This window comes from Yersinia sp. Marseille-Q3913 (assembly GCF_963892745.1).
In the GTDB taxonomy this organism is placed as follows: Bacteria; Pseudomonadota; Gammaproteobacteria; order Enterobacterales; family Enterobacteriaceae; genus Yersinia; species Yersinia bercovieri.
The window spans coordinates 205,741-230,908 of sequence record NZ_CAWQAF010000033.1; the positions used below are offsets into that span (position 1 = coordinate 205,741).

Sequence of the window (25,168 nt, forward strand, 5' to 3'; positions counted from 1 at the left end):
TGTTAAATGCCGACCAGCAGCAGGCGGAGCAGAGCAAACAGTAAAAGGGCTAGCAGTGATGCCATCAGCATCAGATGGATGCTGCGCGGAATGTCATTGAGTGCGACTTCGCGCCGCTCATCACCAATCCAGGGTTTCTCTACCCGCTCGCCAAAGTAATCATTCGGGCCGCCGAGGCGCAGCCCCAGTGCACCGGCCACCGTGGCTTCCGACCACGCGCAGTTTGGGCTGGCGTGTTGATAGCGATCGCGCCAACCAATGCGCAGCGCCTGCCGATAATCGGCCTGAATTAACCACGCCGCTGCACTGAGCAATAACCAGCTCAGACGCGCTGGCAGCCAGTTCGCCAGATCATCCATCCGTGCCGACACATAACCAATCGCCCGATATTTCGGGGTTTTGTAGCCGACCATCGAATCGAGGGTATTGACCGCTTTGTAGGCCATCGCCAGTGGTGGGCCGCCTAACATCAGGAAAAACAGCGGCGCAATCACACCATCGACACTGTTTTCAGCCACCGTCTCCACCACCGCGCGGGTAATCTGCGGTCTCTCCAGTTGCGAGGTATCGCGCCCGACAATCCATGACAGCTTTTCGCGACTCTGTGCCAGCGAGCCATGTTGCAGCGCATCAAACACCCGCAGTGCCGCATCACTCAGGCAGCGCCCCGCCAGCAGGGTGTAAACCATCCACACCTGCGCCAGCCAGCCAAGCCAGGGGTGAATGTGCGTCATCAGCGATAAAAAGCCCCAGCTCACCAGCCAGGTCACCCCCACCACCAGCAGCCACAGCACCGCACCGCCCCACTTCAGCGCCGGTTCGCTACGGCAAACGGCACGGATCGCCCGTTGCAGCAAGGTGATCAGATTACCAATCCAGCGCACCGGATGCGGCCAGTGTGGCGGGTCGCCGAGCCAGTTATCGAGCAAAAAAGCAACAAACCAGGCGGCGAGAGTCATAGCAGGCTCCGGGCAGCGCTCAGCCAGCCATTCAATAAACCGGGGCGTTGGGCGAAATGGATATGCAGGTAGCTGCCTTGGGTGCGCTGCACCTGATAGCCGCTTTGCCAGCGCTGGATTTCCATCCCATCGCGCCACTTGCTGCTATCAAATACCGGCGTCAGTGGGCTGATAAAATCGGAATAATGGAATTCATGGCCGCGCAGGATCTCGCCTTGCGCCGCCAATAAGGTATCGCTGCGGGCCTCGGCCTGACAGTAGCCAAAGCGGGTCAGCCGTGTTCCCATCCGGCTCTCGCCGGCCAAAATCCCCACCATCGGATGGCGCTGCCCCTGTTGGTCGGTTAAGCCATCGGCGAGATACATCAAGCCGCCACACTCGCCGTACAGCGGGATCTGTTGGCGGTGAGCCTGCTGTAACGCCCCGCGCATCGCCGTATTGGCTGCCAATTTGGCGGCGTGGATCTCCGGATAACCGCCGCCCAGATAGATCATTTGGCACGCGGGCAACTGGTGGTCATGCAGTGGGCTAAAACGTTGGATGCGCACCCCGGCCTGCTCGAGCAGATCCAGATTATCGGGATAGTAGAAATTGAAGGCTTCATCCTCGGCGAGGGCCAGTGTCAGGCCCTCGGCCAGTATCCGGGGAGGTAATTCAGGTGGGGTGCCTGCGGGCAGCGCTGAGCAGTGGGTCAGCGCCAATAACCGGTCGAGATCCAGGGTTGCCTCAATCTGCTGTGCCAGTCGCTGCCAGCGAGGGTCGCTATCGGGCTGCCGGTTTTTACCCCGCATCGCCTCGCCGCACGGTTGCGCCGGGATCAGTCCTAGATGGCGCGATGGCAGCGCCACATCATCCATCACCGGCAAACGCCCCAATACCGGAATACCGCAATAGTGTTCGATGGCGTGGCGCAGCAGCTGATAGTGATGGTCAGAATTGACGCGGTTCACTATCACCCCGGCAATCACCAAATTGGGGTCAAACTGCTTGAAACCCATCACGGTGGCGGCAACTGAGGTCGATACCGCCTTGCCATCCACCAGCAAGACTGCCGGACAGCCCAGTTGCTTGGCCATCGCGGCACTGCTGCAATAGTCGGGGTCAGTGCCGTAGCCATCATATAACCCCATCACGCCCTCAATTACCGCCACATCGGCATCGCGCATATGCTGCTTATACAGCCCATTGAGGGTGGCGGTGGGCAACATAAAGGCATCAAGATTGCGTGACGTCACACCACTGACGGCGGTATGCCAGCCAGTATCGAGGTAATCCGGCCCCACCTTGAACGGCTGCACCGCTAATCCACGATTAATCAAGGCGCGCAGGATACCCAGCGTCGCGGTGGTTTTGCCACATCCGCTGCCGGTGCCCGCGATAATAAAAGCGTGTTTGCCTGACCGTTGCATAAAAAATCCCGCCATTTCAAGCGGGATATGCAGTGTCAAAAAGGTGCGTCTACGCAACGTCACCGCTGCGCGCATCTGATGACAACCCGCTTCCCACCGAAGGAGTTGAATATCTTTTACCGATCTGGCTGGTCTTCTGGCTTAGCGTCATTCTCCCCCGCAACCTTCCCAATCCGATGGATCAGTGGTAACAGCGGGTTCGTCGGCATCACAGCAGCGGGGGCTGCGGGGGATTGTCACCCCCTTCCCAGTTATGCTTTTGCACATAACATGACCATTTCGGTATATAAAAAATTGCTCTGAAATTAGTAACAAATCAATTTATCGCTCGACGTCTGGCGGGGCGACTGTACTGATGGGCACTCCGACGGCTCACGCCGTTTACGACCCATTCGATACATTTCCCCACCTATCAGCTTTATCTGTTTCTGTTACTTAATTTCTTATTTCGTTATCTAATTTATCTCTTTATTTACACTGTTATAACAGTACGTTTATTAATTGGTATCTTATTAGCGTGCTATAAAATTAATATACGCCTTTCTGTTCAGAAAAAATGGTGAATTTCATTTTTTGGTGATGATTTTCTTGCATCTGCACAACAAAATATTGTCATCATAACCTTACACATCATTTAAAAACAGCAAGTTAAACCATTAATCGTCATTTTAATGATAACAAAATATTGTCATTAATTATTTTAAATAGTTAATTTTTATTTTGTTTTTTAATATAGAAAATCAAAACTCATGGCAAGATTGAATAATATTAACTCAATAGCAATTATTCCATTTCGCTACGATCGGATGAACGTGAACGAAATACCTGCGGTGTTACATTATAGGTCTGACGGAACACCTTGCAGAAATAGCTGGTTTGCGAAAAACCCAGATTCTTGGCGATGCTGGCAATGCTCCAATCGCTGTGTTGCAGCATCTCTCTGGCATTGGCCATCCTTTGCTGATTCACCCAGGCATTAAACCCGATACCCTGATATTTTTTAAATAATTTGCTGAAGTAATAGGGGCTGAGATAGACCTTGCTCGCCACATCCTCTAGCCGCAGCTCCTCCGATAGATGGGTATCGATATAGCGTAATACTTTCTTCATTTTGCTGTCATGTGGATGGACAGGCCGTATCTTGCCAGGCTCTTTGCTGCCCATATTGTCATTAATTACCACAAAATTGAGGTGTTTTTTCAGGCAATTTTCGACAATCAGCTTCAGTAAATCCGCAGAGGCGATCACCCGCGAGAAATCCATTATTGGCACATTATGGAACTCATCCATCAGTGCTGGATCCTGCTGCCAGTGGTTATCAACATTCAAAATATCAATTAGATAAACATCAGAGTGCAGCCGCACCTGACCACATAGAACGAAACCCACTAAATGGCCGGCAATCACCAGTGGGATAGAAAAATCCGTCAACCCGGCGTGACAGCGGTAGATACATGGCTCATTGGATTTCGAGGCTTCAAGGCCGCCGCAGCGATCACTCATTCGACAGCGAAGGTGGTTAACCGGGTCCTGGCGCATCAATTGACAAAACGGGGTGAAATTAAATAAGTCGGAAATCTCTTCGCCGTGAATATTGACCACGACCACTGCCAATCCGGTTGCCTGAGCAAAATCCTGTGCGATTTTATTTATGAGCTCTGAGTTTAGAGAACTGGCAGAAATCATGATAAAACCTCTCAGTTAATTTTAATTTATTGTTATTAAGATTTTGTTTGCTGCTATAACTCATCCCTGTGATGTTTAATATGTTAATGCATTGTTATATTTTCATTCCCGTTAGCAAGGAGAAAAAGCCTATTTCCCTGTGAAGGTTGACTCTCCGGTGAAATGATACAAATAACAATTCACCTTACCAGAGTCATAATCCACTGGGGATAATAAATGATCCATTAAGGTAAATGGATCACGAAATTTCCTCATCTAACGACAAAGCGGCAGTTGTAAGATGAGGAGACCGCGTTAACTGACATACGACTAATGAGTGGCTTCCTCATCCTCTAATTTACAGCTATTGCATGCCAGGTTTTTGCCAATAAAGAAACGATAGACCGCCGCACCCAGGCAAGCACCAATAATAGGGGCCACAATGGGGATGATGAAATAGGGAATATCGCGGCCACCGGTCATGGAGATTTTTCCCCAGCCAGCAAAGAAGGTAAATAATTTAGGGCCGAAATCACGCGCCGGATTCATGGCAAAACCGGTTAATGGGCCGGTAGATGCGCCGATCACCGCCACCAGAATACCAATCAATAATGGCCCTAATGCGCCACGCGGCACCCCATTACCATCATCGGTCAGGGCCATAATCAGCCCCATTAGAATCGAGGTGATGACGATTTCAACAAATGCGGCCTGCCATACACTAATTGCTGGTGATGGGAAGGTGCTGAAAATACTGGCTAATTGCAGACTTTCCATGCTGCCGCGCACCATTTGATGTGCGGTTTCAAAATCAGTAAATAAGTTGTGATACAGCATATAGGATAGTGCCGCGCCGCCAAAAGCACCCGCGACTTGTGCAATAGAGTAAGGAATGACTTTAGGGCCTGGGAAGCAAGCAAACAGCCATAAAGCAATGGTAATGGCCGGGTTGAGATGAGCGCCGGAAATACCTGCGGTTAGGTAGACTGCCAGTGAAATCCCCAGCCCCCACACGATACATATTTCCCATAAACCAAAACTGGCCCCCGCCACTTTCAGTGCCGCCAGACAACTAATACCAAAAAACAAAAACAGCCCAGTACCGAGGAATTCCGCAATACACTGAGCTTTGAGTGAATCGTTCATAGAGTTACCCTGCTTGTGATTATTATGATCAATCTACCCAAAAGTAGATGAAGTAATGCACGGCCCTTGACTCAGCCACTATAAAGAGACGCAAAATGAAAGTGTTGTCGTGATTGGTGATTCATTAAATAAAAACTAGACTCTCAATAACAAATTATTGTCATTGCTATCGACTAAATTAGGATCAACCCCGTGTAAATAGAGACTTTTATGCTTTATTCACCAATGTGACTTTCTTGCTGTTTATTCTTTCTATTATTGTTATCAGGCTCGCACTTTTGCCGATAACATCCCCACACCCATCGCTTGATATTTAATGCGCACAGCCAGACACTTTATTTACTGGGCAGGCGCGTGATTAGCAAAATAAATACGCGCCGTCACCTACTTAATTGTAATTCTGAATATTCAATAACCAGTTATTACCATGAAAGAGAAGTGAAATACCTATAAAAAACACTCCATTAGCCCATTATGATGACAATATTTTGTTATTTAGTCGCTAACCATTCCTGCCAGTAAATTCAATACAGCCATTCTTTTTCATTGCTTGTTTGTATATTCGTTCTCAGCACGAACCTGACAATTCAATATTTCAGCATGACATTTCAAGCCAGAACAAGGCTCCTGATATTCCGTCGAGGTATTTATGCAACAAGAAGCACTAGGAATGGTGGAAACCAAAGGGTTGAGCGCGGCCATTGAGGCCGCTGACACCATGGTGAAATCGGCCAATGTGACGTTAGTGGGCTACGAAAAGATCGGCTCGGGTCTGGTGACCGTTATCGTCCGCGGTGATGTCGGGGCGGTTAAAGCGGCCACCGATGCCGGTGCCAGCGCGGCCGCAAAAGTGGGCGAAGTGAGATCAACCCACGTTATTCCGCGCCCACATACCGATGTCGAGGCTTTTTTACCCAAGGGCCGGTTACCAAAGGGCAGCTTATCAAAGGGAAATAACGAATGAAAAGCAATGACCTGGTCGACCAAATCATGGCGCAGGTGATAGCGAAAGTCAGTGAGCACGCTCCGGCGTCTTCTACGCAACCCTCTCATAAACAACGAGATACGGCTATGGCTGAGAAAACTTGCAGTTTAACGGAATTTGTTGGAACCGCGATCGGTGACACGGTCGGACTGGTGATAGCCAACGTCGATAGCGCCCTGCTAGACGCAATGAAGCTGGAAAAACGCTATCGCTCCATCGGTATTCTGGGCGCGCGTACGGGTGCAGGCCCACACATTATGGCGGCCGATGAAGCGGTAAAAGCCACCAATACCGAAGTGGTCAGTATTGAGTTACCCCGCGATACCAAAGGCGGTGCCGGTCATGGCTCGCTGATTATCTTCGGCGGTGATGATGTTTCTGACGTCAAACGCGCCGTGGAAGTGGCACTGAAAGAGCTGGATCGGACATTCGGCGACGTTTACGCCAATGAAGCGGGCCACATTGAGCTGCAATACAGCGCCCGCGCCAGTCATGCATTGGAAAAAGCCTTCGGCGCGCCACTGGGCCGCTCTTGTGGCGTGATAGTCGGTGCGCCAGCTTCAATTGGCGTGCTGATGGCCGATACTGCGGTGAAATCTGCCAATGTTGACGTGGTGGCGTACAGCTCGCCGGCACAAGGCACCAGCTTCAGTAACGAAGTGATTCTGGTTATCTCCGGTGATTCTGGCGCAGTCCGTCAGGCAGTGATTTCTGCCCGTGAGATCGGCAAAACGGTATTAGGAACCTTAGGTTCTGAACCGAAAAACGACCGCCCTTCTTATATCTGACGCCACAGCGAGGCTGTTTCATGAAATCGAAAAGATTTGAAGCATTGGCGAAACGCCCGGTTAATCAGGACGGTTTTGTCAAAGAGTGGATCGAGGAAGGCTTTATTGCCATGGAAAGCCCGAACGATCCTAAACCCTCCATCAAGATAGTCAACGGTGTGGTCACCGAGCTAGATGGCAAACCACAGAGCAGTTTCGACCTGATCGATCACTTTATCGCCCGCTACGGTATCAATCTGGACCACGCGGAAGAAGTGATGAAGATGGATTCCATCAAGCTGGCCAATATGTTGTGTGACCCAAATGTGTCGCGCCGCACCATTGTGCCACTGACCACCGCCATGACGCCGGCCAAAATCGTCGAGGTGGTTTCCCATATGAATGTGGTGGAAATGATGATGTCGATGCAGAAAATGCGCGCACGTCGTACCCCATCACAACAAGCTCACGTCACCAACGTGAAAGATAACCCGGTGCAGATTGCCGCTGATGCTGCCGAAGGGGCATTCCGTGGCTTCGACGAGCAGGAAACCACCGTCGCCGTCGCCCGTTACGCCCCCTTCAACGCCATCGCGCTGCTGGTCGGATCGCAAGTGGGCCGCCCCGGTGTACTGACCCAATGTTCGTTGGAAGAAGCCACCGAGCTGAAACTGGGGATGTTAGGCCACACCTGTTATGCCGAAACCATTTCGGTCTACGGCACTGAACCGGTATTTACCGACGGCGATGACACCCCATGGTCGAAAGGCTTCCTCGCCTCCTCTTATGCATCACGCGGTTTGAAAATGCGCTTTACCTCTGGCTCCGGTTCCGAAGTCCAAATGGGCTACGCCGAGGGTAAATCCATGCTCTATCTGGAAGCCCGCTGCATCTACATCACCAAAGCGGCTGGGGTTCAAGGGCTGCAAAACGGCTCCGTCAGTTGCGTCGGTGTGCCATCGGCGGTGCCATCAGGTATCCGTGCCATTTTGGCAGAAAACCTGATCTGTTCGGCGCTGGATTTGGAGTGTGCCTCCAGTAACGACCAGACCTTTACCCACTCCGATATGCGTCGTACCGCACGCCTGCTGATGCAGTTCCTGCCGGGGACTGACTTTATCTCCTCTGGTTATTCTGCGGTGCCGAACTACGACAACATGTTCGCAGGCTCCAACGAAGACGCCGAAGACTTTGATGACTACAACGTGTTGCAGCGCGATCTAAAAGTGGATGGTGGTCTGCGCCCGGTGCTGGAAGCTGACGTGGTGGCGATTCGTAATAAAGCCGCGCGCGCCCTGCAAGCGGTGTTCGCCGGTATGGGTCTGCCGCCAATCACTGACGAAGAAGTGATTGCTGCCACTTATGCCCACGGCTCGAAAGATATGCCGGAACGTAACATTGTCGAAGACATCAAGTTCGCTCAGGAGATCATCAGCAAAAACCGCACCGGTCTGGAAGTGGTTAAGGCATTGGCACAAGGCGGTTTTGAAGATGTGGCGCAAGACATGCTCAACATCCAGAAAGCCAAAATTGCCGGTGACTACCTGCACACCTCGGCGATCATCAAAGGTGACAACCAAGTGCTGTCAGCGGTGAATGACGTCAATGACTACGCGGGTCCAGCTACCGGTTATCGGCTGGAAGGTGCACGTTGGGAAGAGATCAAAAACATTCCAAACGCGCTTGATCCGAATGAGCTTGGCTAAGGGGTTCACGAGATGGTCGATATTAACGAAAAACTGTTACGCCAAATTATCGAAGGCGTACTGCAGGAAATGCAGGGAGACAAAAACAGCGTCTCCTTTAAGCAAGAGTCTCAGCCTGCAATGGCCGTGACATCTGGGGATTTCCTCACCGAAGTGGGGGAAGCCCGCCCTGGCAGCAATCAGGATGAGGTGATCATTGCGGTCGGCCCGGCATTTGGTCTGTCGCAAACCGCCAACATCGTCGGCATCCCGCACAAAAACATTCTGCGCGAGCTAATTGCCGGTATCGAAGAGGAGGGCATCAAAGCGCGGGTGATCCGCTGCTTTAAATCCTCCGATGTAGCCTTTGTCGCGGTAGAGGGCAACCGCCTGAGCGGATCTGGCATCTCTATCGGCATTCAATCTAAAGGCACGACGGTCATTCATCAGCAGGGTCTGCCGCCACTATCCAATCTGGAGTTGTTCCCGCAGGCACCACTGCTGACGCTGGAAACCTACCGCCTGATTGGTAAAAACGCAGCACGCTACGCCAAACGGGAGTCACCACAACCGGTGCCGACCCTGAATGACCAGATGGCACGGCCAAAATATCAGGCTAAATCAGCGATTCTGCACATTAAAGAAACCAAATATGTGGTGACCGGCAAGAATCCTCAGGAACTCCGGGTAGCGCTTTAACAAAGGAAAACACAATGAATTCCGAAGCTATTGAATCCATGGTTCGCGATGTGCTGAACAAGATGAACAGCCTGCAAGGCCAGACGGCGGCGGTTTCAGCACCGGCGGCCAGTTCGCGCAGTGATGCCAAAGTCTCAGATTATCCACTGGCGAACAAACACCCTGATTGGGTGAAAACCGCCACCAATAAAACGTTGGATGATCTGACGCTGGCTAACGTGTTGAACGGCAGTGTCACCTCACAGGATTTGCGTATTACCCCGGAAATCCTGCGCATTCAAGCTTCTATAGCCAAAGACGCGGGCCGCCCGCTGCTGGCCATGAACTTCGAGCGCGCCGCTGAGTTGACCGCAGTACCGGATGACAAGGTGCTGGATATCTACAACGCCCTGCGCCCTTTCCGCTCGAGCAAAGAGGAGCTGAACGCCATAGCAGATGATCTGGAAAAAACCTACCAAGCGACTATCTGCGCCGCCTTCGTGCGCGAAGCTGCCGTTTTGTATGTCCAGCGCAAGAAGCTAAAAGGCGACGATTAATCAATTTCTCAGAGGTTGATGACAATGTGCCCATGGCGGAGAGAACAGGCAGATCGTAAAGACGCCGTAAAATCGTCCCTGATGGCTCGAGCCGCGCCATCCCTGGCGCGGACGCTTTACTCTTCTGCCTATCCTCTTCGCTCCAGATCGAGGCGACGGGGTTTGTCAGCAGTCTGGATTAATCAATGGTTGGTCATTTAAGGATCGAATATGGATTACATCGTCGGTGTGGATATCGGTAACTCATCAACGGAAGTGGCATTGGCACAATGCGCGGCTGACGGTCAGTTGCAGTTTGTCACCAGCGCCTTGACCGAAACAACCGGTATCAAGGGAACGCAACGCAACATTTTCGGCATCAATAAAGCGCTGGCAATGTTGGTGGAAAAGGCCGGTATTGCACTAGGCGATATCAGTCTGATCCGCATCAACGAGGCAACCCCGGTGATTGGCGATGTGGCGATGGAAACCATCACTGAAACCATCATCACTGAATCCACCATGATTGGCCACAACCCGAAAACCCCCGGTGGGCTGGGGCTGGGGGTCGGACTGACCATCACCCTTGATGAGCTGGTCACCCGAGACCCTGCCCAACCCTACATTCTGGTGGTGCCATCGGCGGTCGATTTTGCTGATGTTGCGGCGGTAGTCAATGCCGCCAATGGGGCCGGATACCGCATCACGGCGATTATCTTGCAACGAGACGATGGTGTGTTGGTCAGTAACCGCCTCGCCCACCCACTGCCGATCGTCGATGAGGTGCTGCATATCGACCGTATCCCGATGGGCATGTTGGCGGCGGTGGAAGTTGCCATGCCGGGTCAGGTGATTGAAACCCTCTCTAACCCCTATGGCATTGCCACGGTATTTGAACTCAGTGCCGAAGAGACCAAAAACATTGTTCCGGTGGCGCGCGCCTTGATTGGCACCCGTTCAGCGGTGGTGGTGAAGACGCCGGAAGGGGACGTGAAAGCGCGCTCCATTCCGGCGGGTCATCTGGAGCTATTCGCCGATGGCCGCACAGTGCGGGTGGATGTCGCCACCGGCAGTGAAACCATTATGACGGCGGTTAACAGCTTCCGCCATCTGGATAATGTCAGCGGTGAAGCAGGCACTAATATCGGCGGTATGCTCGAACACGTGCGCCAGACCATGGCCGAACTGACCAACAAACCGACCAGTGAGATCTTCATTCAAGACTTGCTCGCCGTCGACACGGCAGTACCCGTCAATGTCATTGGCGGTCTGGCGGGCGAGTTCTCCCTTGAGCAAGCGGTCGGTATCGCCTCAATGGTGAAATCTGACCGCCTGCAAATGGCGCATATCGCCAGTGAGATCGAAAAAACCTTGGGCATTGATGTACAGGTCGGGGGGGCGGAAGCCGAAGCGGCGATACTCGGCGCGCTAACCACACCAGGGACGCGACGGCCACTCGCCATCCTCGACCTGGGAGCGGGTTCTACCGATGCCTCCATCATCAATGCTCAAGGCCAAATCGTCGCCACTCATCTGGCGGGGGCGGGCGACATGGTGACGATGATCATCGCCTCAGAACTGGATCTGCAAGACCGCTATCTGGCCGAAGAGATCAAAAAGTACCCGCTCGCCAAAGTGGAAAGTCTGTTCCATCTGCGCCACGAAGATGGCAGCGTTCAGTTCTTCCCACAACCGCTGGCACCAGAAGTTTTTGCCCGACTGGTGGTGGTCAAACCGGAAGGTTTAGTGCCACTGCCGGGCGATTACGCGCTGGAAAAAGTCCGCAATATTCGCCGCTCCGCCAAGCAGCGGGTGTTTGTCACTAATGCACTGCGCGCTCTGCGTCAGGTCAGCCCAACCGGCAATATCCGCGATATCCCCTTCGTGGTGCTGGTCGGCGGCTCGTCGCTGGACTTCGAGATCCCGCAATTGGTCACCGACGCCCTCTCCCACTACAAGTTGGTGGCGGGCCGCGGCAATATCCGCGCCAGTGAAGGCCCACGTAATGCCGTAGCAACTGGCCTGATTTTGGCTTATCAGCGGGAGAGTCACTGATGAACTTCACCCATGACGCCCCGGCAATCGTGATAAGCCTCACCACGCCAACACCGGAAGCCGTATGGCATCAAGTGTTGCTGGGTATCGAAGAAGAGGGCATTCCCTGGCAGTGGCAACAAGACGACGACGGCGATGCAACACAACGCGCCTGGCAGGCCGCCACCCGCTCCCCATTACTGGTGGGGCTGGCCTGTTCTGCCGACGAAGTGCTAGTGCATTTCCGTCATTTACCTCCCGCCAGCCCGCTATTTCGGCAGTCGCGGGGGCAAGACGAAGCGCAATTACGGCGGCTCGGTAACAACGCCGCCCGGTTAGTGAAAGGTTTACCGTTTAAGTGATCCCCCCAAATCGAAGGGCGTTACCGCGATAGCCCTTACTTTATAACAAGGAAATCAAATTTATGAACAATGCACTTGGACTCATCGAAACCAAAGGTCTGGTGGCAGCCATCGAAGCGGCTGACGCCATGGTCAAATCTGCCAACGTCCAACTGGTGGGCTACGAAAAAATCGGCTCCGGCCTGGTGACGGTAATGGTGCGCGGCGATGTCGGCGCAGTCAAAGCGGCCGTCGATGCCGGCTCTGCGGCGGCCAGCGCGGTAGGTGAATTGACCTCCTGCCATGTGATCCCACGCCCGCACAGTGATGTAGAAGCCATTTTACCGACCTCTGCCTAAGGGTAAGACGAGGAGCACAGCGTGAAAACGTCACTGGGTTTACTTGAAGTTAGCGGTCTAGCGCTGGCTATCGGCGCGGCGGATGCCATGGCGAAAGCCGCCTCCGTCAAGCTGATCGGCATAGAAAAAACCAACGGCTCCGGCTGGATGTTAATCCGCCTGACCGGTGATGTGGCCTCAGTTCAGGCGGCAATCAGTACCGGTGCCGCCTTTGCCGAACAGCATCAGGGTTTGGTTTCTCGTGCAGTACTGGCTCGTCCGGCAGATAGCCTGATGGCCTATTGGCAGGCACCCGCCGCTGAAATCTCCGTCGAAGTGCCCGCTAAAGCTGAAAAAGCGAGCGAATCGGCAGGAATTGCCAGTGCCGAGGAGGCGATGACCGCGACACCCGCCACAGAGGAGACAGAGGAAGCCGATGCCCCTGCAACGGCTGACACTGCCACCGACGATGCACCCGGCACATTGGCAGATATAGATACCAGCAGCGCAGACAATCACAGTTTAGATAACAGCAAGAGAGAAAGTGAGGCCCCATCAGCTCCTCGTGTGAGCTGTAATCTCTGCCTCGACCCGGCTTGCCGACGCCATAAAGGTGAGCCTCGCTTTCGCTGCATCCACTTGGGTAAACGAGGAAAAGTCTGATGGAAAAAGCGTTACTGGAACCCGTTGTCAGTAAGATCCTCGACGAAATGCGTCTTCGTCCGATCCCACTTGGGGTTTCCAACCGACACCTGCATCTCTCGGCGCAGGACTACCAACGGCTGTTCCCTGAGCAGCCGCTCATTGAGAAAAAAGCGCTGCTCCAACCGGGCCAGTATGCCGCCGAACAGACGGTGACCCTGGTCGGGCCGAAAGGCAGCCTAAAAAACGTGCGCATTCTGGGGCCGTTACGCAGCCAAAGTCAGGTGGAGATCTCCCGCACCGATGCCCGCACGCTGGGGATCAATGCACCACTGCGCATCTCCGGCAATCTGGAGGGAACACCCGCTATCCGCCTGGTCAGCCCCTATGGCGAAGTGGAGTTACCCCATGGGGTGATTGTGGCCCTACGGCACATTCATATGTCGCCGCTGGATGCCCTGATCTATCGGGTCAAGCACGGTGACCGGGTACAAGTGGCGATTCAAGGCAGTGGCCGCCGGCTGATTATGGATGATGTGGCGATCCGCGTTTCACCGCAAATGAAACTGGAGATGCACATCGACACCGACGAGGCCAATGCCGCAGGCGCGGATGATCCTGCGGCGTTTGCCACCCTGCTCACGCCACCACGGACAACACAGCCATGAATCTGACTCAGGCGCAAACCGAACAACTGGTCAGCCAGATTGTCACGCGGTTGACCGAACGCGAACGCCGGGTTCACGCCGTGCTGCTGCCTCAGTTGCGCGCCGGGCTTGACTCATGGGTCTTCGTGCACCATGCCACGCTACATCTAATGTTGCCGGACCTGGCATTTATGCACCGCCTGGCGCACTCCGATAGCCACTGCCCGGCTGTCATGGCACTGCACGAGGCGTGGTCATGGGGTATGAAAGTGCATATCAGTTTGCATCGCCAACTGCTGGCCGCCCTGCCCGCCGCGGCACTGCGCCCATTGCCGCTGAGTTTTAGCGACAGTCAGGGGGTCGCGGTACGGCTACACCCAGGCAAGGTGTTGAGTTATCGGGATATTGCCACCCTCGACCCCGGCTGGCTGCTGATTGATGCCCACACGCTGGTTACACCGCTGGCACAGGACACCCTGTCAGCCCGTCACATTCAACTGTTAAGGCAGGAGTAAATCATGCAACTGGCCAGAGTGGTAGGTTCCGTGGTCTCAACGCAAAAATCGCCGACGCTGATTGGCAAGAAACTGCTACTGGTGCGCCGTGTCGCCGGTGACGGCTCATTGCCACCCGACAGCAAAACCCCGGATGAGGTGGCGGTCGACTCCGTCGGCGCGGGTCAGGGAGAGCTGGTGCTGCTGGCGGGAGGCTCCAGTGCCAGACGCGTCTTTGCCGAACCCAATGATGCCATCGATCTGGCGATTGTCGCCATCGTCGATGAGTGTTCTTACTGATGAATGATCTGACTGAGTCAACGGTGATTTTATGAGCATCTATACCAAAACCGGCGATGCGGGGACCACTGCCCTGTTCACCGGTCAACGGGTAAAAAAGAGCCACCCGCGGGTGGAGACCTACGGCACGCTGGATGAACTTAACGCCGCGCTGAGCCTGTGCGCCCGTGTGACGCAAGGCGAGGAGAACCGCCAGCTACTGGATGCCGTACAACATCAGTTGTTCTATTTCAGCGCTGAATTAGCCAGTGTTGGCATCGAAGCCCCGCCTGTCGGACGCAAAAGCATTAGCGAGCAAGATATTCAGGCGCTGGAGTTGGCGGTTGACCGCTGCATGGCGCAGTTGCCGCCGGTAAAAGGTTTTATTCTGCCCGGTGATACCGAAGCCGGTAGCCGCCTGCATTTTGCCCGCACCCTTGCGCGGCGCGGTGAACGGCGGTTGATAGAGCTGGCTGAACAGGTGCCAGTGCGCCCGGTGCTGTTGCAGTATCTCAACCGCTTATCCGATTGCCTGTATGCACTGGCCCGCGATGAAGATCAGCGCCAACAGTTGCAGCAGACCGCGCAAACCGTGCTGGCCCGTTATCTGGCGGCAACCGAGACGGCGCATCCTATCATCGCACCGAAAGCGGCCCAGTCGACAACCGCTGGACTCGATTTTTCTGATGTCCATCAGTTGGTTAAGTTGGCGGTTGAGGCCGCCATGACATTACAAATCGCCGTGGTTGTGGCCCTGACTGACCACCACGGCAACCCCATCATGACCTACCGTATGCCCGATACCTTACTGGTCAGCAGCGAACTGGCACCGAAAAAAGCCTGGACCGCTGTGGCCCTGAAAACCGCCACTCATCAACTCAGCAGCGCCGTACAACCGGGGGCTGATCTGTTTCAACTGGAAGCCAGTACCGGCGGCAAAGTGGTGAGTTTTGGTGGCGGCTACCCACTGTGGCGTAGCGGCCAACTGGTGGGCGGCTTAGGTATCAGCGGCGGTAGCGTCGAACAAGATATGCACATAGCAGAAGCGGCCATATCGGCTTTACATCTGAGGAATGAATAATGAACACCAATGACCTTGAATCTCTCATTCGCACTATCCTCACCGAGCAACTGACGCCTGCTACTGCGTCCACCTCCAGCGCCATTTTTGCCAGCGTGGATGAAGCAGTCAGTGCCGCTCACAGCGCGTTTTTGCGCTATCAGCAAAGCCCGATGAAAACCCGCAGCGCGATTATTAGCGCCCTACGTGAGCAGCTAAAACCCCAGTTGGCCTCACTGTCTGAGCGCGGTGCCAGTGAAACCGGCATGGGCAATAAAGAGGATAAATTTCTGAAAAATAAGGCGGCGCTGGAAAATACCCCCGGCATCGAAGATCTCTCCACCACCGCCCTAACCGGCGACGGCGGCATGGTGTTGTTTGAATATTCGCCGTTTGGCGTCATTGGTTCCGTCGCCCCTAGCACTAACCCCACTGAAACCATTATCAATAACAGCATCAGCATGTTGGCGGCCGGTAATGCGGTCTATTTCAGCCCACATCCCGGCGCCAAAGCGGTCTCGTTAGATCTTATCGCCCAGATCGAAGCGATCATTTTCAACAGTTGCGGCATCCGCAATTTAGTGGTGACGGTGCAAGAACCGAGCTTCGAGGCCACCCAACAGATGATGGCCCACGACAAAATCGCCCTGCTGGCGATCACCGGCGGGCCAGCCATTGTGGCGATGGGCATGAAGAGCGGCAAAAAAGTGATTGGTGCGGGCGCGGGTAACCCACCTTGTCTGGTGGATGAGACCGCTGAACTGGCGAAAGCGGCGCAAGATATCGTCTCCGGCGCATCCTTCGACTACAACCTGCCCTGCATCGCCGAGAAGAGTCTGATTGTGGTGGAGAGTGTCGCCGATCGCCTATTGCAGCAGATGCAGGCCTTCGATGCGCTGTTGATCAGTCATCCGCAAGAGGTCGATAGCCTGCGCAAAGCCTGCCTGACACCACAAGGCCACGCCAACAAAAATCTGGTGGGAAAAAGCCCGCTTGAATTGCTGAAAGCCGCCGGTCTCACTTGCCCAGCCAAAGCCCCGCGCCTGCTGCTGGTGGAGGTGGCCGGTGATGATCCATTGGTGACCACGGAACAACTGATGCCGCTGTTACCGGTGGTGCGGGTAAAGGATTTTGATGCAGCTCTGACACTGGCGCTGCAAGTGGAGGGCGGCCTGCATCACACCGCCACCATGCACTCGCAGAATGTCTCGCGGCTAAATCTGGCGGCCCGCCTGTTGCAGACCTCCATTTTTGTGAAAAACGGCCCCTCTTACGCGGGGATCGGCGTCGGCGGCGAGGGCTTTACCACCTTTACTATCGCCACCCCAACCGGCGAAGGCACCACCTCGGCCCGCACCTTTGCACGCCAACGTCGCTGTGTGCTGACCAACGGTTTCTCCATTCGCTGAGCGAGGACGTATGAAGAGTTTTTTCCTGCAAACACGCATCTATAGCGGGGAGGGCAGCCTCAATGTGCTGCAACGCTTTCATCAGCGCAAAATCTGGATTGTCTGCGACGGCTTTCTCGCCACCTCGCCGCTACTAAATTGCTTAAAAGCGGCGCTGGCGGCGGATAACCAGATCAGCCTGTTCAGCGACATCACGCCGGACCCCAATATCAGCACCGTGGTCAAGGGCATTGAGCAGATGCAAGCGCTGCGCCCCGATGTGGTGATTGGGTTTGGTGGCGGCTCAGCGCTGGACGCCGCCAAAGCTATCGTCTGGTTTAGCCGCCAGCAGGGGCTGGAGATCGAAACTTGCATCGCCATCCCCACCACCAGCGGCACCGGCTCGGAGGTCACCAGCGCTTGTGTGATAAGCGACCCGGAAAAAAGTATTAAATATCCGCTGTTTGATGATGACATCTACCCGGATATCGCCATTTTAGATCCGGCACTGGTGGTTACAGTGCCACCGGCTATCACCGCCAATACCGGGCTGGATGTGCTGACCCATGCGCTGGAAGCCTATGTCTCGCCACGCGCCAGTGATTTTACCGATGCGCTGGCGGAAAAAGCGGTGCAGCTGGTGTTTCGCCACCTGCCGACCGCCTGCCGGCAAGGCGATTGCCTGATAACCCGAGGCAAGATGCATAACGCCTCCACCCTGGCGGGGATGGCGTTCAGTCAGGCGGGATTGGGCATCAATCACGCCATCGCCCATCAACTGGGCGGTCAGTTCCACATCGCTCACGGTTTAGCCAATGCACTGCTGTTAGTCCCGGTGATCCGCTTTAATGCGGCCGACGCGCGGGCGCGTAAACGCTATGCGCGGTTGGCGAAGTTATGCCATTTCAGCCCCACCAATGGGGAAGATCGCAACGCGGTGAATCAGCTGATCCATCAGATTGAGCAGCTGAAACGCCAGTGCGGATTACCTCAGCCGCTGGCTGCGATGAAAGTCAACCAACGTCAGTTGCAGCAGCGTATTCCGGAGATCACCACCGCCGCACTGGCAGACGTCACCCTGCGCACCAACCCGCGCCCGGCGGATGAAAAAGATATCCGTGCCATTGTCGAGGCGCTTTATGAGTGATCTACAGATGCCCATCGCGCCACGACTAAGCCCCCCCCTCGCCTGCGGTGAGCTGTTGCTGTGTGACGCCGCCACTATTCAGCAGCGGGTGCGCGATGCCGGAGTGGTCGGTGCGGGCGGGGCCGGTTTCCCGACTGCGGTAAAACTACAGGCGCAGGCTGAGATTTTTCTGGTCAATGCCGCTGAGTGTGAGCCGATGCTGAAAGTAGATCAGCAGTTGATCCCGCGTCAAGCCGCACGGCTGGTGCGCGGTGTGCTCTATGGCATGGTAGCCACCGGGGCACGCGAAGGCATCATTGCGCTGAAAGCCAAATATGTGGAAGCCATTGCGGCACTGACGCCACTGTTGCCGCCGCAGATCCGGCTGCATATCTTGCCCGACGTCTACCCCGCCGGTGATGAGGTGATCACTATCTGGCTGGCGACGGGTCGACGAGTTCCGCCCGCGGCCCTGCCGGTCAGTATTGGCGTGGTGGTGAATAACGTGCAAACCCTGCTCAACGTCGCGCGGGCAGTGGAGCAGCAGTGGCCGGTCACTCGCCGCACACTGACCGTCAATGGGGCCGTGGCTCGCCCATTAACCCTGACCGTGCCGCTCGGCACCTCGCTGCGGGAAGTGCTGGCACTGGCCGGGGGCGCGACCATCGACAATCCCGCTTACATCAATGGCGGGCCGATGATGGGCCATGCGTTGCACGACCTCGATCAGCCGGTGACCAAAACCACTGGCGGCCTGCTGGTACTGCCCGCCAATCACTTGCTAATCACCCGCCGCACCCGCAGTGATCAGGATGTGCTCGCCATCGCGCGCGCCGTCTGCGAGCAGTGCCGCATGTGTACCGAACTCTGTCCGCGCCACCTTATTGGTCATGAGCTACCGCCGCATCTGTTGGTGCGGGCGATTATCTATCAGCAGGTTGCCACGCCGGATATCTTGCTGAGCGCCCTGACCTGCTCAGAGTGTGGGCTGTGTGAAAGCTACGCCTGTCCGGTGGATATCTCGCCAATGCGCATTAATCGCCTGCTGAAAACTCAGTTGCGCGCACAGGGTGCACGCTATCAAGGGGAGCTGCGTGAGGCTGACCCGATGGCGAATTACCGCATGGTGCCGATATCGCGGCTGATTGCGCGGCTGGATCTCACCGACTGGTATCAGCCCGCCCCGTTCAGTGAGCTGGAGTATCAGCCGCAACAGGTGATTTTGCCCCTGCGCCAGCATATCGGTGCCGCTGCCGAGGCGGTGGTCAGCGTCGGTGAATCGGTCAGGCACGGCCAGCTTATCGGGCAGATCCCCAATAACACCTTGGGCGCCCCCCTGCACGCCACTATTGCGGGGGTGGTCACGGCTATCAGTGCCGACGCCATCACCCTTCGCCGCAGCATTTAACAGGAGTGAGCATGTCTCAAGCCATTGGAATTGTTGAGTTAAGCAGTATCGCCAAAGGGATGGAGGTTTGCGACCTGATGCTGAAAAGCGCCAACGTCCACCTGCTGGTCAGTAAGACCCTCTGCCCCGGCAAATATTTGCTGATGGTGGGTGGCGATATCGGGGCCGTCAGCCAATCAGTGCTGAGCGGCGAAAAGCACAGCGGTCACTTATTGGTCGATAGCATAGTGCTGCCCAATCTGCACCCGTCAGTGTTACCGGCTATCAGTGGCCTGAATCGGGTGGAAAGCCGGCAGGCGGCAGGTGTGGTGGAGACCTGGAGCGTGGCGGCTTGCATCACCGCCGCAGACCGCGCGGTTAAAGCCGCCAATGTCACTTTAGTGCGCATCCATATGGCCTTTGGTATCGGCGGTAAATGTTATCAAGTGCTCAGCGGCGATATTGCCGATGTGCAAACCGCCGTCGAGGTTGCCAGCCAGTGCGCCGGTGAGAAGGGATTATTGGTCTACAGCACCCTGATCCCCCGTCCCCATGAGGCGCTGTGGCGTCAGTTAGTTCAGGAGGCATGATGGAGAAGAGCAGCACCCCCGAGCGCGTGATCCAGGAGTATGTTCCCGGTAAACAGATAACCCTCGCGCATCTCATCGCCAACCCCAATAAGGCGCTCTATAAGAAATTGGGGCTGAACGATGTCAGCAGCGCCATTGGCATTCTGACCATCACCCCGAGCGAGGCCTCGATTATTGCCAGTGATATCGCCACTAAATCCGGCGCGGTTGAGATTGGTTTTATCGACCGCTTCACCGGCGCGGTGGTGTTTACCGGTGATGTGTCGGCGGTGGAGTACGCGCTAAAGCAGGTCATTCACACCTTGGGCGACATGATGAAATTCACCGCCTGCCCAATGACCCGGACCTGATGCCATGCAGCGCATCATGTTAATTGGCCCTAGCCAGTGTGGCAAAACCTCGCTGATTCAGCGCTTACAGGGCGAGGCGCTTCATTACCAAAAAACCCAGTCGATTGTCTGGCAGGACAATGCCATTGATACCCCAGGTGAGTATCTGGAAAACCGCTGCTTATACAGTGCGTTACTGGCGAGCGCTTGTGAGGCCGAGGTGGTGGGATTGGTGCAAAACGCCGATGCCACCCAGAGCTGGTTTGCCCCGATGCTGGCGCAGGTGTTCAACAAACCAGTGATCGGCATTATCAGCAAAGCGGACACCGTCAGCCATCCCGACCAACTGAGCTGGGCGGCGGATTGCCTGATGCAAGCGGGCGCACAAAATATCTTTATCACCTCGGCGCAAACCGGCGAGGGGCTCACTGACCTTATAACTTATTTGAATCATTCTGGAGAGTCATATGTCCGGTAAGATTATGGCGATAAACGCCGGCAGTTCTTCGCTGAAATTTCAGCTGTTTTCCATGCTCAATGGCCAGACCGGCCAGGGGGAAGAGCGGGTGCTGTGCCAGGGTTTGATCGAGCGCATCGGCATGGATGATGCAGTGTTTAACCTGCGGGCTGGCGAGGTGAAATGGCGGGAAACCCTGCCTATCGCCGACTGCCGCCAGGGGGCAGAGCATCTGCTGCGCGCACTGATTGAGCACAATATTATTGATTCGCTGGATGAGATCATCGGCGTCGGCCATCGGGTGGCCCACGGCGGTGAAGCCTTTGCCGATTCAGTGCTGATCACCCCCGAGGTGCTGGATAAAATTGAGCAACTGGGGGTGCTCGCGCCGTTACATAATCCGGTGAACGCCTTGGGTATCCGCGTGTTTCAACATGCCCTGCCCCATGCCTGCGCGGTGGCGGTGTTTGATACCGCGTTCCACCAAACCCTAAGCCAGAGCGCCTATCTCTACCCCTTACCGTGGCGCTACTACGAGGAGCTGGGTATTCGCCGTTACGGCTTCCACGGCACCAGCCACAAATATGTCAGTGCAGTCTGCGCTGAGCGCATGGGGCGGCCACTGGCGGAGCTGCGCATCATCTCCTGCCACCTCGGCAACGGCTCCAGCTTATGTGCGATCGGCAATGGGCGCTCGGTCAATACCTCCATGGGCTTCACCCCACAGGCGGGGATCATGATGGGCACCCGAAGTGGCGATATTGATCCCTCGATCCTGCCGTTTATTCAACAGACGGAGGGCAAAAGCGCCGCCGAGATCAACCAGTTGATCAACAACCAATCCGGCTTACTGGGTCTCTCCGGCATCTCACACGATTATCGCGATGTGGAACAGGCCGCCAGCAACGGCAACACCCGCGCACAAGTGGCCCTTGAGCTGTTTGCTGAGCGCATCCGCGCGGTGATTGGTAGCTATATCGTGCAACTGGGTGGAATCGATGCGCTGATCTTTACCGGTGGTATTGGCGAAAATGCCCGCAATGCCCGTCAGCAGATATGCCGGGATCTGGCATTTCTCGGTATTGAGCTGGATGAAGAGAAAAACCTAAAAAATCAGTTCTTTATCCAGAAGGAACCGGGGCCGGTACAAATTGCCATCGTCAATACCAATGAAGAACTAATGATTGCCCGTGATGTTATGCGCGTGGCACAACCGCTGCCGGTACAACCGGCCCTCGCCATACAGTGAGAAGCAAGATGAAAAGTGGAAAAGTTTGGCTGGTGGGCGCGGGGCCGGGGGATGCGGCGCTGATTACGGTAAAAGGATTACATGCCATTCGTCAGGCCGACGCGCTGGTGTATGACCGGCTGGTCTGCGCAGAGTTGCTGGCAGAAGCCCCTGACGGCTGCGAAATGATCAATGTCGGCAAGAACCCCAATCACCACCTAGTGCCGCAACCGGAAATCAATCAGATTTTGGTGGATTGCGCCCAGCGTGGGCTGAATGTGGTGCGGCTTAAAGGCGGCGACCCCTATGTGTTTGGGCGCGGTGGAGAAGAAGCGCAAGCGCTGGCGCTGGCGGAGATCCCATTTGAAGTGGTGCCGGGGATCAGTTCCGCCATTGGCGGGCTGGCCTATGCCGGCATTCCGGTGACCCACCGTGATTACGCCTCTGGTTTTCATGTGATCACCGGCCATTTGCGTCAGGGCAATGAACCGCAGGATTGGGCCACATTGGCGAAGCTGGAAGGTACGCTGGTTATCTTGATGGGGATGACGCAACTGGCGACCATTTGCCAGCAGTTGATCGCGGGCGGGAAAGCGCCGACCACACCAGCGGCGGTGGTGATGTATGCCAGCCATCAGCAGCAGCAAGTCGCCAGTGGCACCTTGCTCACCTTAGTCGATCAGGTCGCCGCGCAGGGTTTATCAGCCCCGGCATTGATTGTGATTGGTGACGTGGTGCGCCTGCGGGAGATACTGGCATTCACGCCAGAAATCTTATCGCTAAGCTCAATTCCCTCGCTTATCTACCCAAACGCATTGGCGTTGTAGGTAGGCAGCAAGTGAGCGCATCCCGATGAGCTGACATCAGTCAGTGATTCGGGTGTGTGAGTGCCGCAAACACCCCTACAGCGTCAAGTACGCAGGGTATGGTACTCTAAACACACAAGTTTGAGAGGGGTATAACACAGCAATGAGCGAACATGGCGGCAATGTGCTGGAGATGGCACTGAAAATCGGCACAGATGCCGAAAACATCATTGATTTTAGTGCCAATATTAATCCGCTGGGGATGCCCGACTCCCTGAAAGCAGCGATTGTTGCCCAGTTAGCCCGTGCTGAGCGCTACCCCGATGTTGAATATCGCCAATTGCATGGCGCGCTGGCCCGCGCTCACCACTGCCAGCCGGAAAACATTATCGCCGGCAATGGGGCCACCGAATTGATTTACGCGGTGGTGCAGCATCTGCAACCACGTAGTGCGCTGCTGCTGACGCCGGGTTTTGCTGAATATCGCCGCGCCCTGCAACGGGTCGGCTGTCAGATCCATGATTATCCGATGAGCGAAGCGGACGGCTATCAGCCGGATGGGCGGCTACTGGACCTGTTGGTTCAACTGCGCCCTGACTGCCTGTTTCTGGCGACACCGAACAACCCAACCGGCCTGATGCCCGATGCTGCGCTGCTGCAAGCTATTGTGCGGTGCTGTCATCAACAACAGATTGCACTGATTGTCGATGAAGCTTTTATCGATTTTCTGCCAGGTACGCTAGGGCTGATCCCACAATTGGCTGATTTCCCGCGTCTCTATGTGCTGCGCTCACTGACCAAATTTTTCGCTATTCCGGGGCTGCGGCTAGGTTATTTACTCAGCGGCGATCGGGCAGCAATCTCACAAATGAAACAGCAGCGCGAGCCTTGGACTATCAATGCATTCGCTGCGCTGGCCGGTGAGATTATCCTCGATGACCAAGATTATATTCAGGCAACGCATCAATGGCTGGCACAACAGCAGCGTTGGTTATATCAGCAATTGTGTAGCCTGCCCGCGTTGCAGGTCTGGCAAGGTGCCGCCAACTACATTTTCCTGCGCTGCCTGAAGCCAGAAATCGACCTGCAACAGGCACTTTTGCAGCATCATATTTTGATCCGCCACTGTGCCAACTACCCCGGTTTGACCCGCGACCACTACCGCGTGGCCATCAAAAGTGCCGCCGATAATCAGCGGCTAATCACCGCCTTGCAGCAGGTGTTCGGCCATGGCTGAAGCCCGTTGCCCTGCCTCTTGCGGTGAGTTAATTCAGGGCTGGATACTGGGTGGCGAGAAGCTTATCTCCTGCCCGGTAAACTGGTTCAGTACCGTCTCGGTGAGTGATGGAGCGCCGAGTGGTAATGAGCGGCCACGGATGCGCCAGATGCTGGCGGCGGTGCTGGCTTACTTCGATCATCCCGCCGAGATGGCCCGTGGGCTGAACATTCGATTTGATTCCACCATTCCGGTCGCAAAAGGGCTGGCGAGCAGCACTGCAGATATCGCCGCTACCGCACTGGCCACCGCCCGCCATTTAGGCGAAACACTGGATGAGGCGGCCCTCGCGGCATTGTGTGTCACTCTGGAGCCCACTGATAGCACGTTATTTCAGCAATTAACCCTGTTTGATCACCAAACCGCCGCCACGCAAATCTCTTATGATTGGCAGCCACAGCTGGATATTTTGCTGCTGGAGAGCCCGAATATCCTGAATACTGAGGATTACCATCGCCGTGATCGCCAGCCGGCACTGCTGGCAACTGCCGCCTCACTGGCGCGGGCATGGCAACTCTTTACCCAAGCCGCTGAACGCCGCGACTGTTCACTGCTCGGCCAGGCCACTACAGTTAGCGCGCAAGCCAGCCAACGTTTGCTGGTCAAACCCGATTTTGCGGCGCTAATGAAATTAGTGGAAAATCTGGATCTCTATGGGCTAAATGTCGCCCACAGTGGCAGTGTGGTGGGGTTACTTCTAGACCGCCAACGCCATGATGTAGAAAGGATTTATTGGCAAATACAGCAGCGCAATATCACCCAAAACTATCCAACCCAGCACCTGCTCACCATGGTGCCTGGTGGGGTGCGTTAGCGCCTTACGTTACGATTCGCCCCAGATATGCGGCTAAATTATTGCAAAATAGCCAAACTAGAATATCCATGTAAATAGTACTGCTATTACCCTCCCACCTAC

General features: G+C 55.3%; 27 protein-coding genes and 1 riboswitch. Of the genes, 23 read left to right on the forward strand and 4 right to left on the reverse strand.

The window, feature by feature from the left end:
• Positions 1-2: 2 nt before the first annotated feature.
• The 4 genes from cbiB to pduF all read right to left on the reverse strand — a co-directional run bounded on the left by cbiB (position 3) and on the right by pduF (position 5,179).
• Complete coding sequence (cbiB, locus tag AACW11_RS14335) at positions 3-959, reverse strand: adenosylcobinamide-phosphate synthase CbiB (RefSeq protein ID WP_212584553.1); 957 nt, start codon at positions 957-959, stop codon at positions 3-5.
• Positions 956-2,368 carry a cobyrinate a,c-diamide synthase gene (locus AACW11_RS14340; protein WP_212584554.1) on the reverse strand — a complete coding sequence of 471 codons (1,413 nt, stop codon included), beginning with the start codon at positions 2,366-2,368 and terminating at the stop codon, positions 956-958. The genes cbiB and AACW11_RS14340 overlap by 4 nt, the downstream gene beginning before the upstream one ends.
• A 109-nt stretch (positions 2,369-2,477) precedes the next feature.
• Positions 2,478-2,662, reverse strand: a riboswitch (cobalamin riboswitch).
• A gap of 489 nt (positions 2,663-3,151) precedes the next feature.
• Positions 3,152-4,054 carry a transcriptional regulator PocR gene (gene pocR, locus AACW11_RS14345; RefSeq protein WP_212584555.1) on the reverse strand — a complete coding sequence of 301 codons (903 nt, stop codon included), beginning with the start codon at positions 4,052-4,054 and terminating at the stop codon, positions 3,152-3,154.
• 309 nt (positions 4,055-4,363) lie between these two features.
• Complete coding sequence (pduF, locus tag AACW11_RS14350) at positions 4,364-5,179, reverse strand: propanediol diffusion facilitator PduF (RefSeq protein WP_212584556.1); 816 nt, start codon at positions 5,177-5,179, stop codon at positions 4,364-4,366.
• Positions 5,180-5,828: 649 nt separating this feature from the next.
• Here pduF and pduA point away from each other — a divergent pair.
• From pduA to AACW11_RS14465, 23 genes are all read left to right on the forward strand, one after another.
• Positions 5,829-6,143 carry a propanediol utilization microcompartment protein PduA gene (gene pduA, locus AACW11_RS14355; protein ID WP_212584557.1) on the forward strand — a complete coding sequence of 105 codons (315 nt, stop codon included), beginning with the start codon at positions 5,829-5,831 and terminating at the stop codon, positions 6,141-6,143.
• A complete protein-coding gene (gene pduB, locus AACW11_RS14360; RefSeq protein WP_032813071.1) occupies positions 6,140-6,952 on the forward strand; it encodes a propanediol utilization microcompartment protein PduB in 813 nt (270 codons plus the stop codon). The genes pduA and pduB overlap by 4 nt, the downstream gene beginning before the upstream one ends.
• A gap of 20 nt (positions 6,953-6,972) precedes the next feature.
• Positions 6,973-8,637, forward strand: coding sequence for a propanediol dehydratase large subunit PduC (pduC, locus tag AACW11_RS14365; RefSeq protein ID WP_005274619.1), 1,665 nt, complete (start codon positions 6,973-6,975; stop codon positions 8,635-8,637).
• 12 nt (positions 8,638-8,649) lie between these two features.
• A complete protein-coding gene (locus tag AACW11_RS14370; protein WP_212584558.1) occupies positions 8,650-9,315 on the forward strand; it encodes a propanediol/glycerol family dehydratase medium subunit in 666 nt (221 codons plus the stop codon).
• Between the two features lie 14 nt (positions 9,316-9,329).
• Positions 9,330-9,851 (forward strand): propanediol dehydratase small subunit PduE, encoded by a 522-nt coding sequence (gene pduE, locus AACW11_RS14375; RefSeq protein WP_212584559.1) that lies wholly within the window; start codon positions 9,330-9,332, stop codon positions 9,849-9,851.
• 210 nt (positions 9,852-10,061) lie between these two features.
• Positions 10,062-11,885, forward strand: coding sequence for a diol dehydratase reactivase subunit alpha (locus AACW11_RS14380; RefSeq protein ID WP_212584560.1), 1,824 nt, complete (start codon positions 10,062-10,064; stop codon positions 11,883-11,885).
• Positions 11,885-12,226: a glycerol dehydratase reactivase beta/small subunit family protein gene (locus tag AACW11_RS14385; RefSeq protein ID WP_212584561.1), complete on the forward strand. Its 342-nt coding sequence runs from the start codon at positions 11,885-11,887 to the stop codon at positions 12,224-12,226. Before AACW11_RS14380 ends, AACW11_RS14385 begins: the two co-directional genes overlap by 1 nt.
• Before the next feature lie 62 nt (positions 12,227-12,288).
• Positions 12,289-12,564 carry a propanediol utilization microcompartment protein PduJ gene (gene pduJ, locus AACW11_RS14390; RefSeq protein ID WP_005274628.1) on the forward strand — a complete coding sequence of 92 codons (276 nt, stop codon included), beginning with the start codon at positions 12,289-12,291 and terminating at the stop codon, positions 12,562-12,564.
• A 21-nt stretch (positions 12,565-12,585) separates the two neighbouring features.
• Positions 12,586-13,206 carry a BMC domain-containing protein gene (locus tag AACW11_RS14395; RefSeq protein ID WP_212584562.1) on the forward strand — a complete coding sequence of 207 codons (621 nt, stop codon included), beginning with the start codon at positions 12,586-12,588 and terminating at the stop codon, positions 13,204-13,206.
• On the forward strand, positions 13,206-13,853 hold the full coding sequence (locus AACW11_RS14400) for a phosphate propanoyltransferase (protein WP_212584563.1): 648 nt from the start codon (positions 13,206-13,208) through the stop codon (positions 13,851-13,853). The genes AACW11_RS14395 and AACW11_RS14400 overlap by 1 nt, the downstream gene beginning before the upstream one ends.
• The gene (gene pduM, locus AACW11_RS14405) at positions 13,850-14,347 is read left to right on the forward strand and encodes a microcompartment protein PduM (RefSeq protein WP_212584564.1); all 498 of its coding nucleotides are present in this window, start codon (positions 13,850-13,852) and stop codon (positions 14,345-14,347) included. The genes AACW11_RS14400 and pduM overlap by 4 nt, the downstream gene beginning before the upstream one ends.
• Positions 14,348-14,350: 3 nt before the next feature.
• Positions 14,351-14,626 (forward strand): EutN/CcmL family microcompartment protein, encoded by a 276-nt coding sequence (locus AACW11_RS14410; RefSeq protein ID WP_004873635.1) that lies wholly within the window; start codon positions 14,351-14,353, stop codon positions 14,624-14,626.
• A gap of 31 nt (positions 14,627-14,657) precedes the next feature.
• Positions 14,658-15,686 carry a cob(I)yrinic acid a,c-diamide adenosyltransferase gene (locus AACW11_RS14415; protein ID WP_212584565.1) on the forward strand — a complete coding sequence of 343 codons (1,029 nt, stop codon included), beginning with the start codon at positions 14,658-14,660 and terminating at the stop codon, positions 15,684-15,686.
• Positions 15,686-17,074 (forward strand): aldehyde dehydrogenase family protein, encoded by a 1,389-nt coding sequence (locus AACW11_RS14420; protein ID WP_212584566.1) that lies wholly within the window; start codon positions 15,686-15,688, stop codon positions 17,072-17,074. The genes AACW11_RS14415 and AACW11_RS14420 overlap by 1 nt, the downstream gene beginning before the upstream one ends.
• A gap of 10 nt (positions 17,075-17,084) precedes the next feature.
• The gene (locus AACW11_RS14425; protein WP_212584567.1) at positions 17,085-18,200 is read left to right on the forward strand and encodes a 1-propanol dehydrogenase PduQ; all 1,116 of its coding nucleotides are present in this window, start codon (positions 17,085-17,087) and stop codon (positions 18,198-18,200) included.
• Complete coding sequence (locus tag AACW11_RS14430; protein WP_249192735.1) at positions 18,193-19,587, forward strand: 4Fe-4S dicluster domain-containing protein; 1,395 nt, start codon at positions 18,193-18,195, stop codon at positions 19,585-19,587. The genes AACW11_RS14425 and AACW11_RS14430 overlap by 8 nt, the downstream gene beginning before the upstream one ends.
• An 11-nt stretch (positions 19,588-19,598) precedes the next feature.
• Complete coding sequence (locus tag AACW11_RS14435) at positions 19,599-20,156, forward strand: BMC domain-containing protein (protein WP_212584568.1); 558 nt, start codon at positions 19,599-19,601, stop codon at positions 20,154-20,156.
• Positions 20,156-20,506 (forward strand): propanediol utilization microcompartment protein PduU, encoded by a 351-nt coding sequence (gene pduU, locus AACW11_RS14440; protein WP_032813079.1) that lies wholly within the window; start codon positions 20,156-20,158, stop codon positions 20,504-20,506. The genes AACW11_RS14435 and pduU overlap by 1 nt, the downstream gene beginning before the upstream one ends.
• Positions 20,507-20,510: 4 nt before the next feature.
• The gene (locus AACW11_RS14445) at positions 20,511-20,963 is read left to right on the forward strand and encodes a EutP/PduV family microcompartment system protein (protein WP_212584569.1); all 453 of its coding nucleotides are present in this window, start codon (positions 20,511-20,513) and stop codon (positions 20,961-20,963) included.
• Positions 20,953-22,191 carry an acetate/propionate family kinase gene (locus AACW11_RS14450; RefSeq protein ID WP_212584570.1) on the forward strand — a complete coding sequence of 413 codons (1,239 nt, stop codon included), beginning with the start codon at positions 20,953-20,955 and terminating at the stop codon, positions 22,189-22,191. The genes AACW11_RS14445 and AACW11_RS14450 overlap by 11 nt, the downstream gene beginning before the upstream one ends.
• 8 nt (positions 22,192-22,199) lie before the next feature.
• Positions 22,200-22,997, forward strand: a complete 798-nt coding sequence (gene cobA / locus AACW11_RS14455) for a uroporphyrinogen-III C-methyltransferase (protein WP_212584571.1) — start codon at positions 22,200-22,202, stop codon at positions 22,995-22,997.
• Between the two features lie 142 nt (positions 22,998-23,139).
• Entirely contained in the window at positions 23,140-24,213 is a 1,074-nt protein-coding gene (gene cobD, locus AACW11_RS14460; protein WP_212584572.1) for a threonine-phosphate decarboxylase CobD, read from the forward strand.
• Entirely contained in the window at positions 24,206-25,066 is an 861-nt protein-coding gene (locus AACW11_RS14465; RefSeq protein WP_212584573.1) for a GHMP family kinase ATP-binding protein, read from the forward strand. Before cobD ends, AACW11_RS14465 begins: the two co-directional genes overlap by 8 nt.
• Positions 25,067-25,168 lie beyond the last annotated feature (102 nt).

Coding starts and splice junctions, on each gene's coding strand:
- cbiB (WP_212584553.1), bottom strand. CDS start 959: ATGACTCTCGCCGCCTGGTTTGTTGCTTTTTTGCTCGATAACTGGCTC.
- AACW11_RS14340 (WP_212584554.1), bottom strand. CDS start 2,368: ATGCAACGGTCAGGCAAACACGCTTTTATTATCGCGGGCACCGGCAGC.
- pocR (WP_212584555.1), bottom strand. CDS start 4,054: ATGATTTCTGCCAGTTCTCTAAACTCAGAGCTCATAAATAAAATCGCA.
- pduF (WP_212584556.1), bottom strand. CDS start 5,179: ATGAACGATTCACTCAAAGCTCAGTGTATTGCGGAATTCCTCGGTACT.
- pduA (WP_212584557.1), top strand. CDS start 5,829: ATGCAACAAGAAGCACTAGGAATGGTGGAAACCAAAGGGTTGAGCGCG.
- pduB (WP_032813071.1), top strand. CDS start 6,140: ATGAAAAGCAATGACCTGGTCGACCAAATCATGGCGCAGGTGATAGCG.
- pduC (WP_005274619.1), top strand. CDS start 6,973: ATGAAATCGAAAAGATTTGAAGCATTGGCGAAACGCCCGGTTAATCAG.
- AACW11_RS14370 (WP_212584558.1), top strand. CDS start 8,650: ATGGTCGATATTAACGAAAAACTGTTACGCCAAATTATCGAAGGCGTA.
- pduE (WP_212584559.1), top strand. CDS start 9,330: ATGAATTCCGAAGCTATTGAATCCATGGTTCGCGATGTGCTGAACAAG.
- AACW11_RS14380 (WP_212584560.1), top strand. CDS start 10,062: ATGGATTACATCGTCGGTGTGGATATCGGTAACTCATCAACGGAAGTG.
- AACW11_RS14385 (WP_212584561.1), top strand. CDS start 11,885: ATGAACTTCACCCATGACGCCCCGGCAATCGTGATAAGCCTCACCACG.
- pduJ (WP_005274628.1), top strand. CDS start 12,289: ATGAACAATGCACTTGGACTCATCGAAACCAAAGGTCTGGTGGCAGCC.
- AACW11_RS14400 (WP_212584563.1), top strand. CDS start 13,206: ATGGAAAAAGCGTTACTGGAACCCGTTGTCAGTAAGATCCTCGACGAA.
- pduM (WP_212584564.1), top strand. CDS start 13,850: ATGAATCTGACTCAGGCGCAAACCGAACAACTGGTCAGCCAGATTGTC.
- AACW11_RS14410 (WP_004873635.1), top strand. CDS start 14,351: ATGCAACTGGCCAGAGTGGTAGGTTCCGTGGTCTCAACGCAAAAATCG.
- AACW11_RS14415 (WP_212584565.1), top strand. CDS start 14,658: ATGAGCATCTATACCAAAACCGGCGATGCGGGGACCACTGCCCTGTTC.
- AACW11_RS14420 (WP_212584566.1), top strand. CDS start 15,686: ATGAACACCAATGACCTTGAATCTCTCATTCGCACTATCCTCACCGAG.
- AACW11_RS14425 (WP_212584567.1), top strand. CDS start 17,085: ATGAAGAGTTTTTTCCTGCAAACACGCATCTATAGCGGGGAGGGCAGC.
- AACW11_RS14430 (WP_249192735.1), top strand. CDS start 18,193: ATGAGTGATCTACAGATGCCCATCGCGCCACGACTAAGCCCCCCCCTC.
- AACW11_RS14435 (WP_212584568.1), top strand. CDS start 19,599: ATGTCTCAAGCCATTGGAATTGTTGAGTTAAGCAGTATCGCCAAAGGG.
- pduU (WP_032813079.1), top strand. CDS start 20,156: ATGGAGAAGAGCAGCACCCCCGAGCGCGTGATCCAGGAGTATGTTCCC.
- AACW11_RS14445 (WP_212584569.1), top strand. CDS start 20,511: ATGCAGCGCATCATGTTAATTGGCCCTAGCCAGTGTGGCAAAACCTCG.
- AACW11_RS14450 (WP_212584570.1), top strand. CDS start 20,953: ATGTCCGGTAAGATTATGGCGATAAACGCCGGCAGTTCTTCGCTGAAA.
- cobA (WP_212584571.1), top strand. CDS start 22,200: ATGAAAAGTGGAAAAGTTTGGCTGGTGGGCGCGGGGCCGGGGGATGCG.
- cobD (WP_212584572.1), top strand. CDS start 23,140: ATGAGCGAACATGGCGGCAATGTGCTGGAGATGGCACTGAAAATCGGC.
- AACW11_RS14465 (WP_212584573.1), top strand. CDS start 24,206: ATGGCTGAAGCCCGTTGCCCTGCCTCTTGCGGTGAGTTAATTCAGGGC.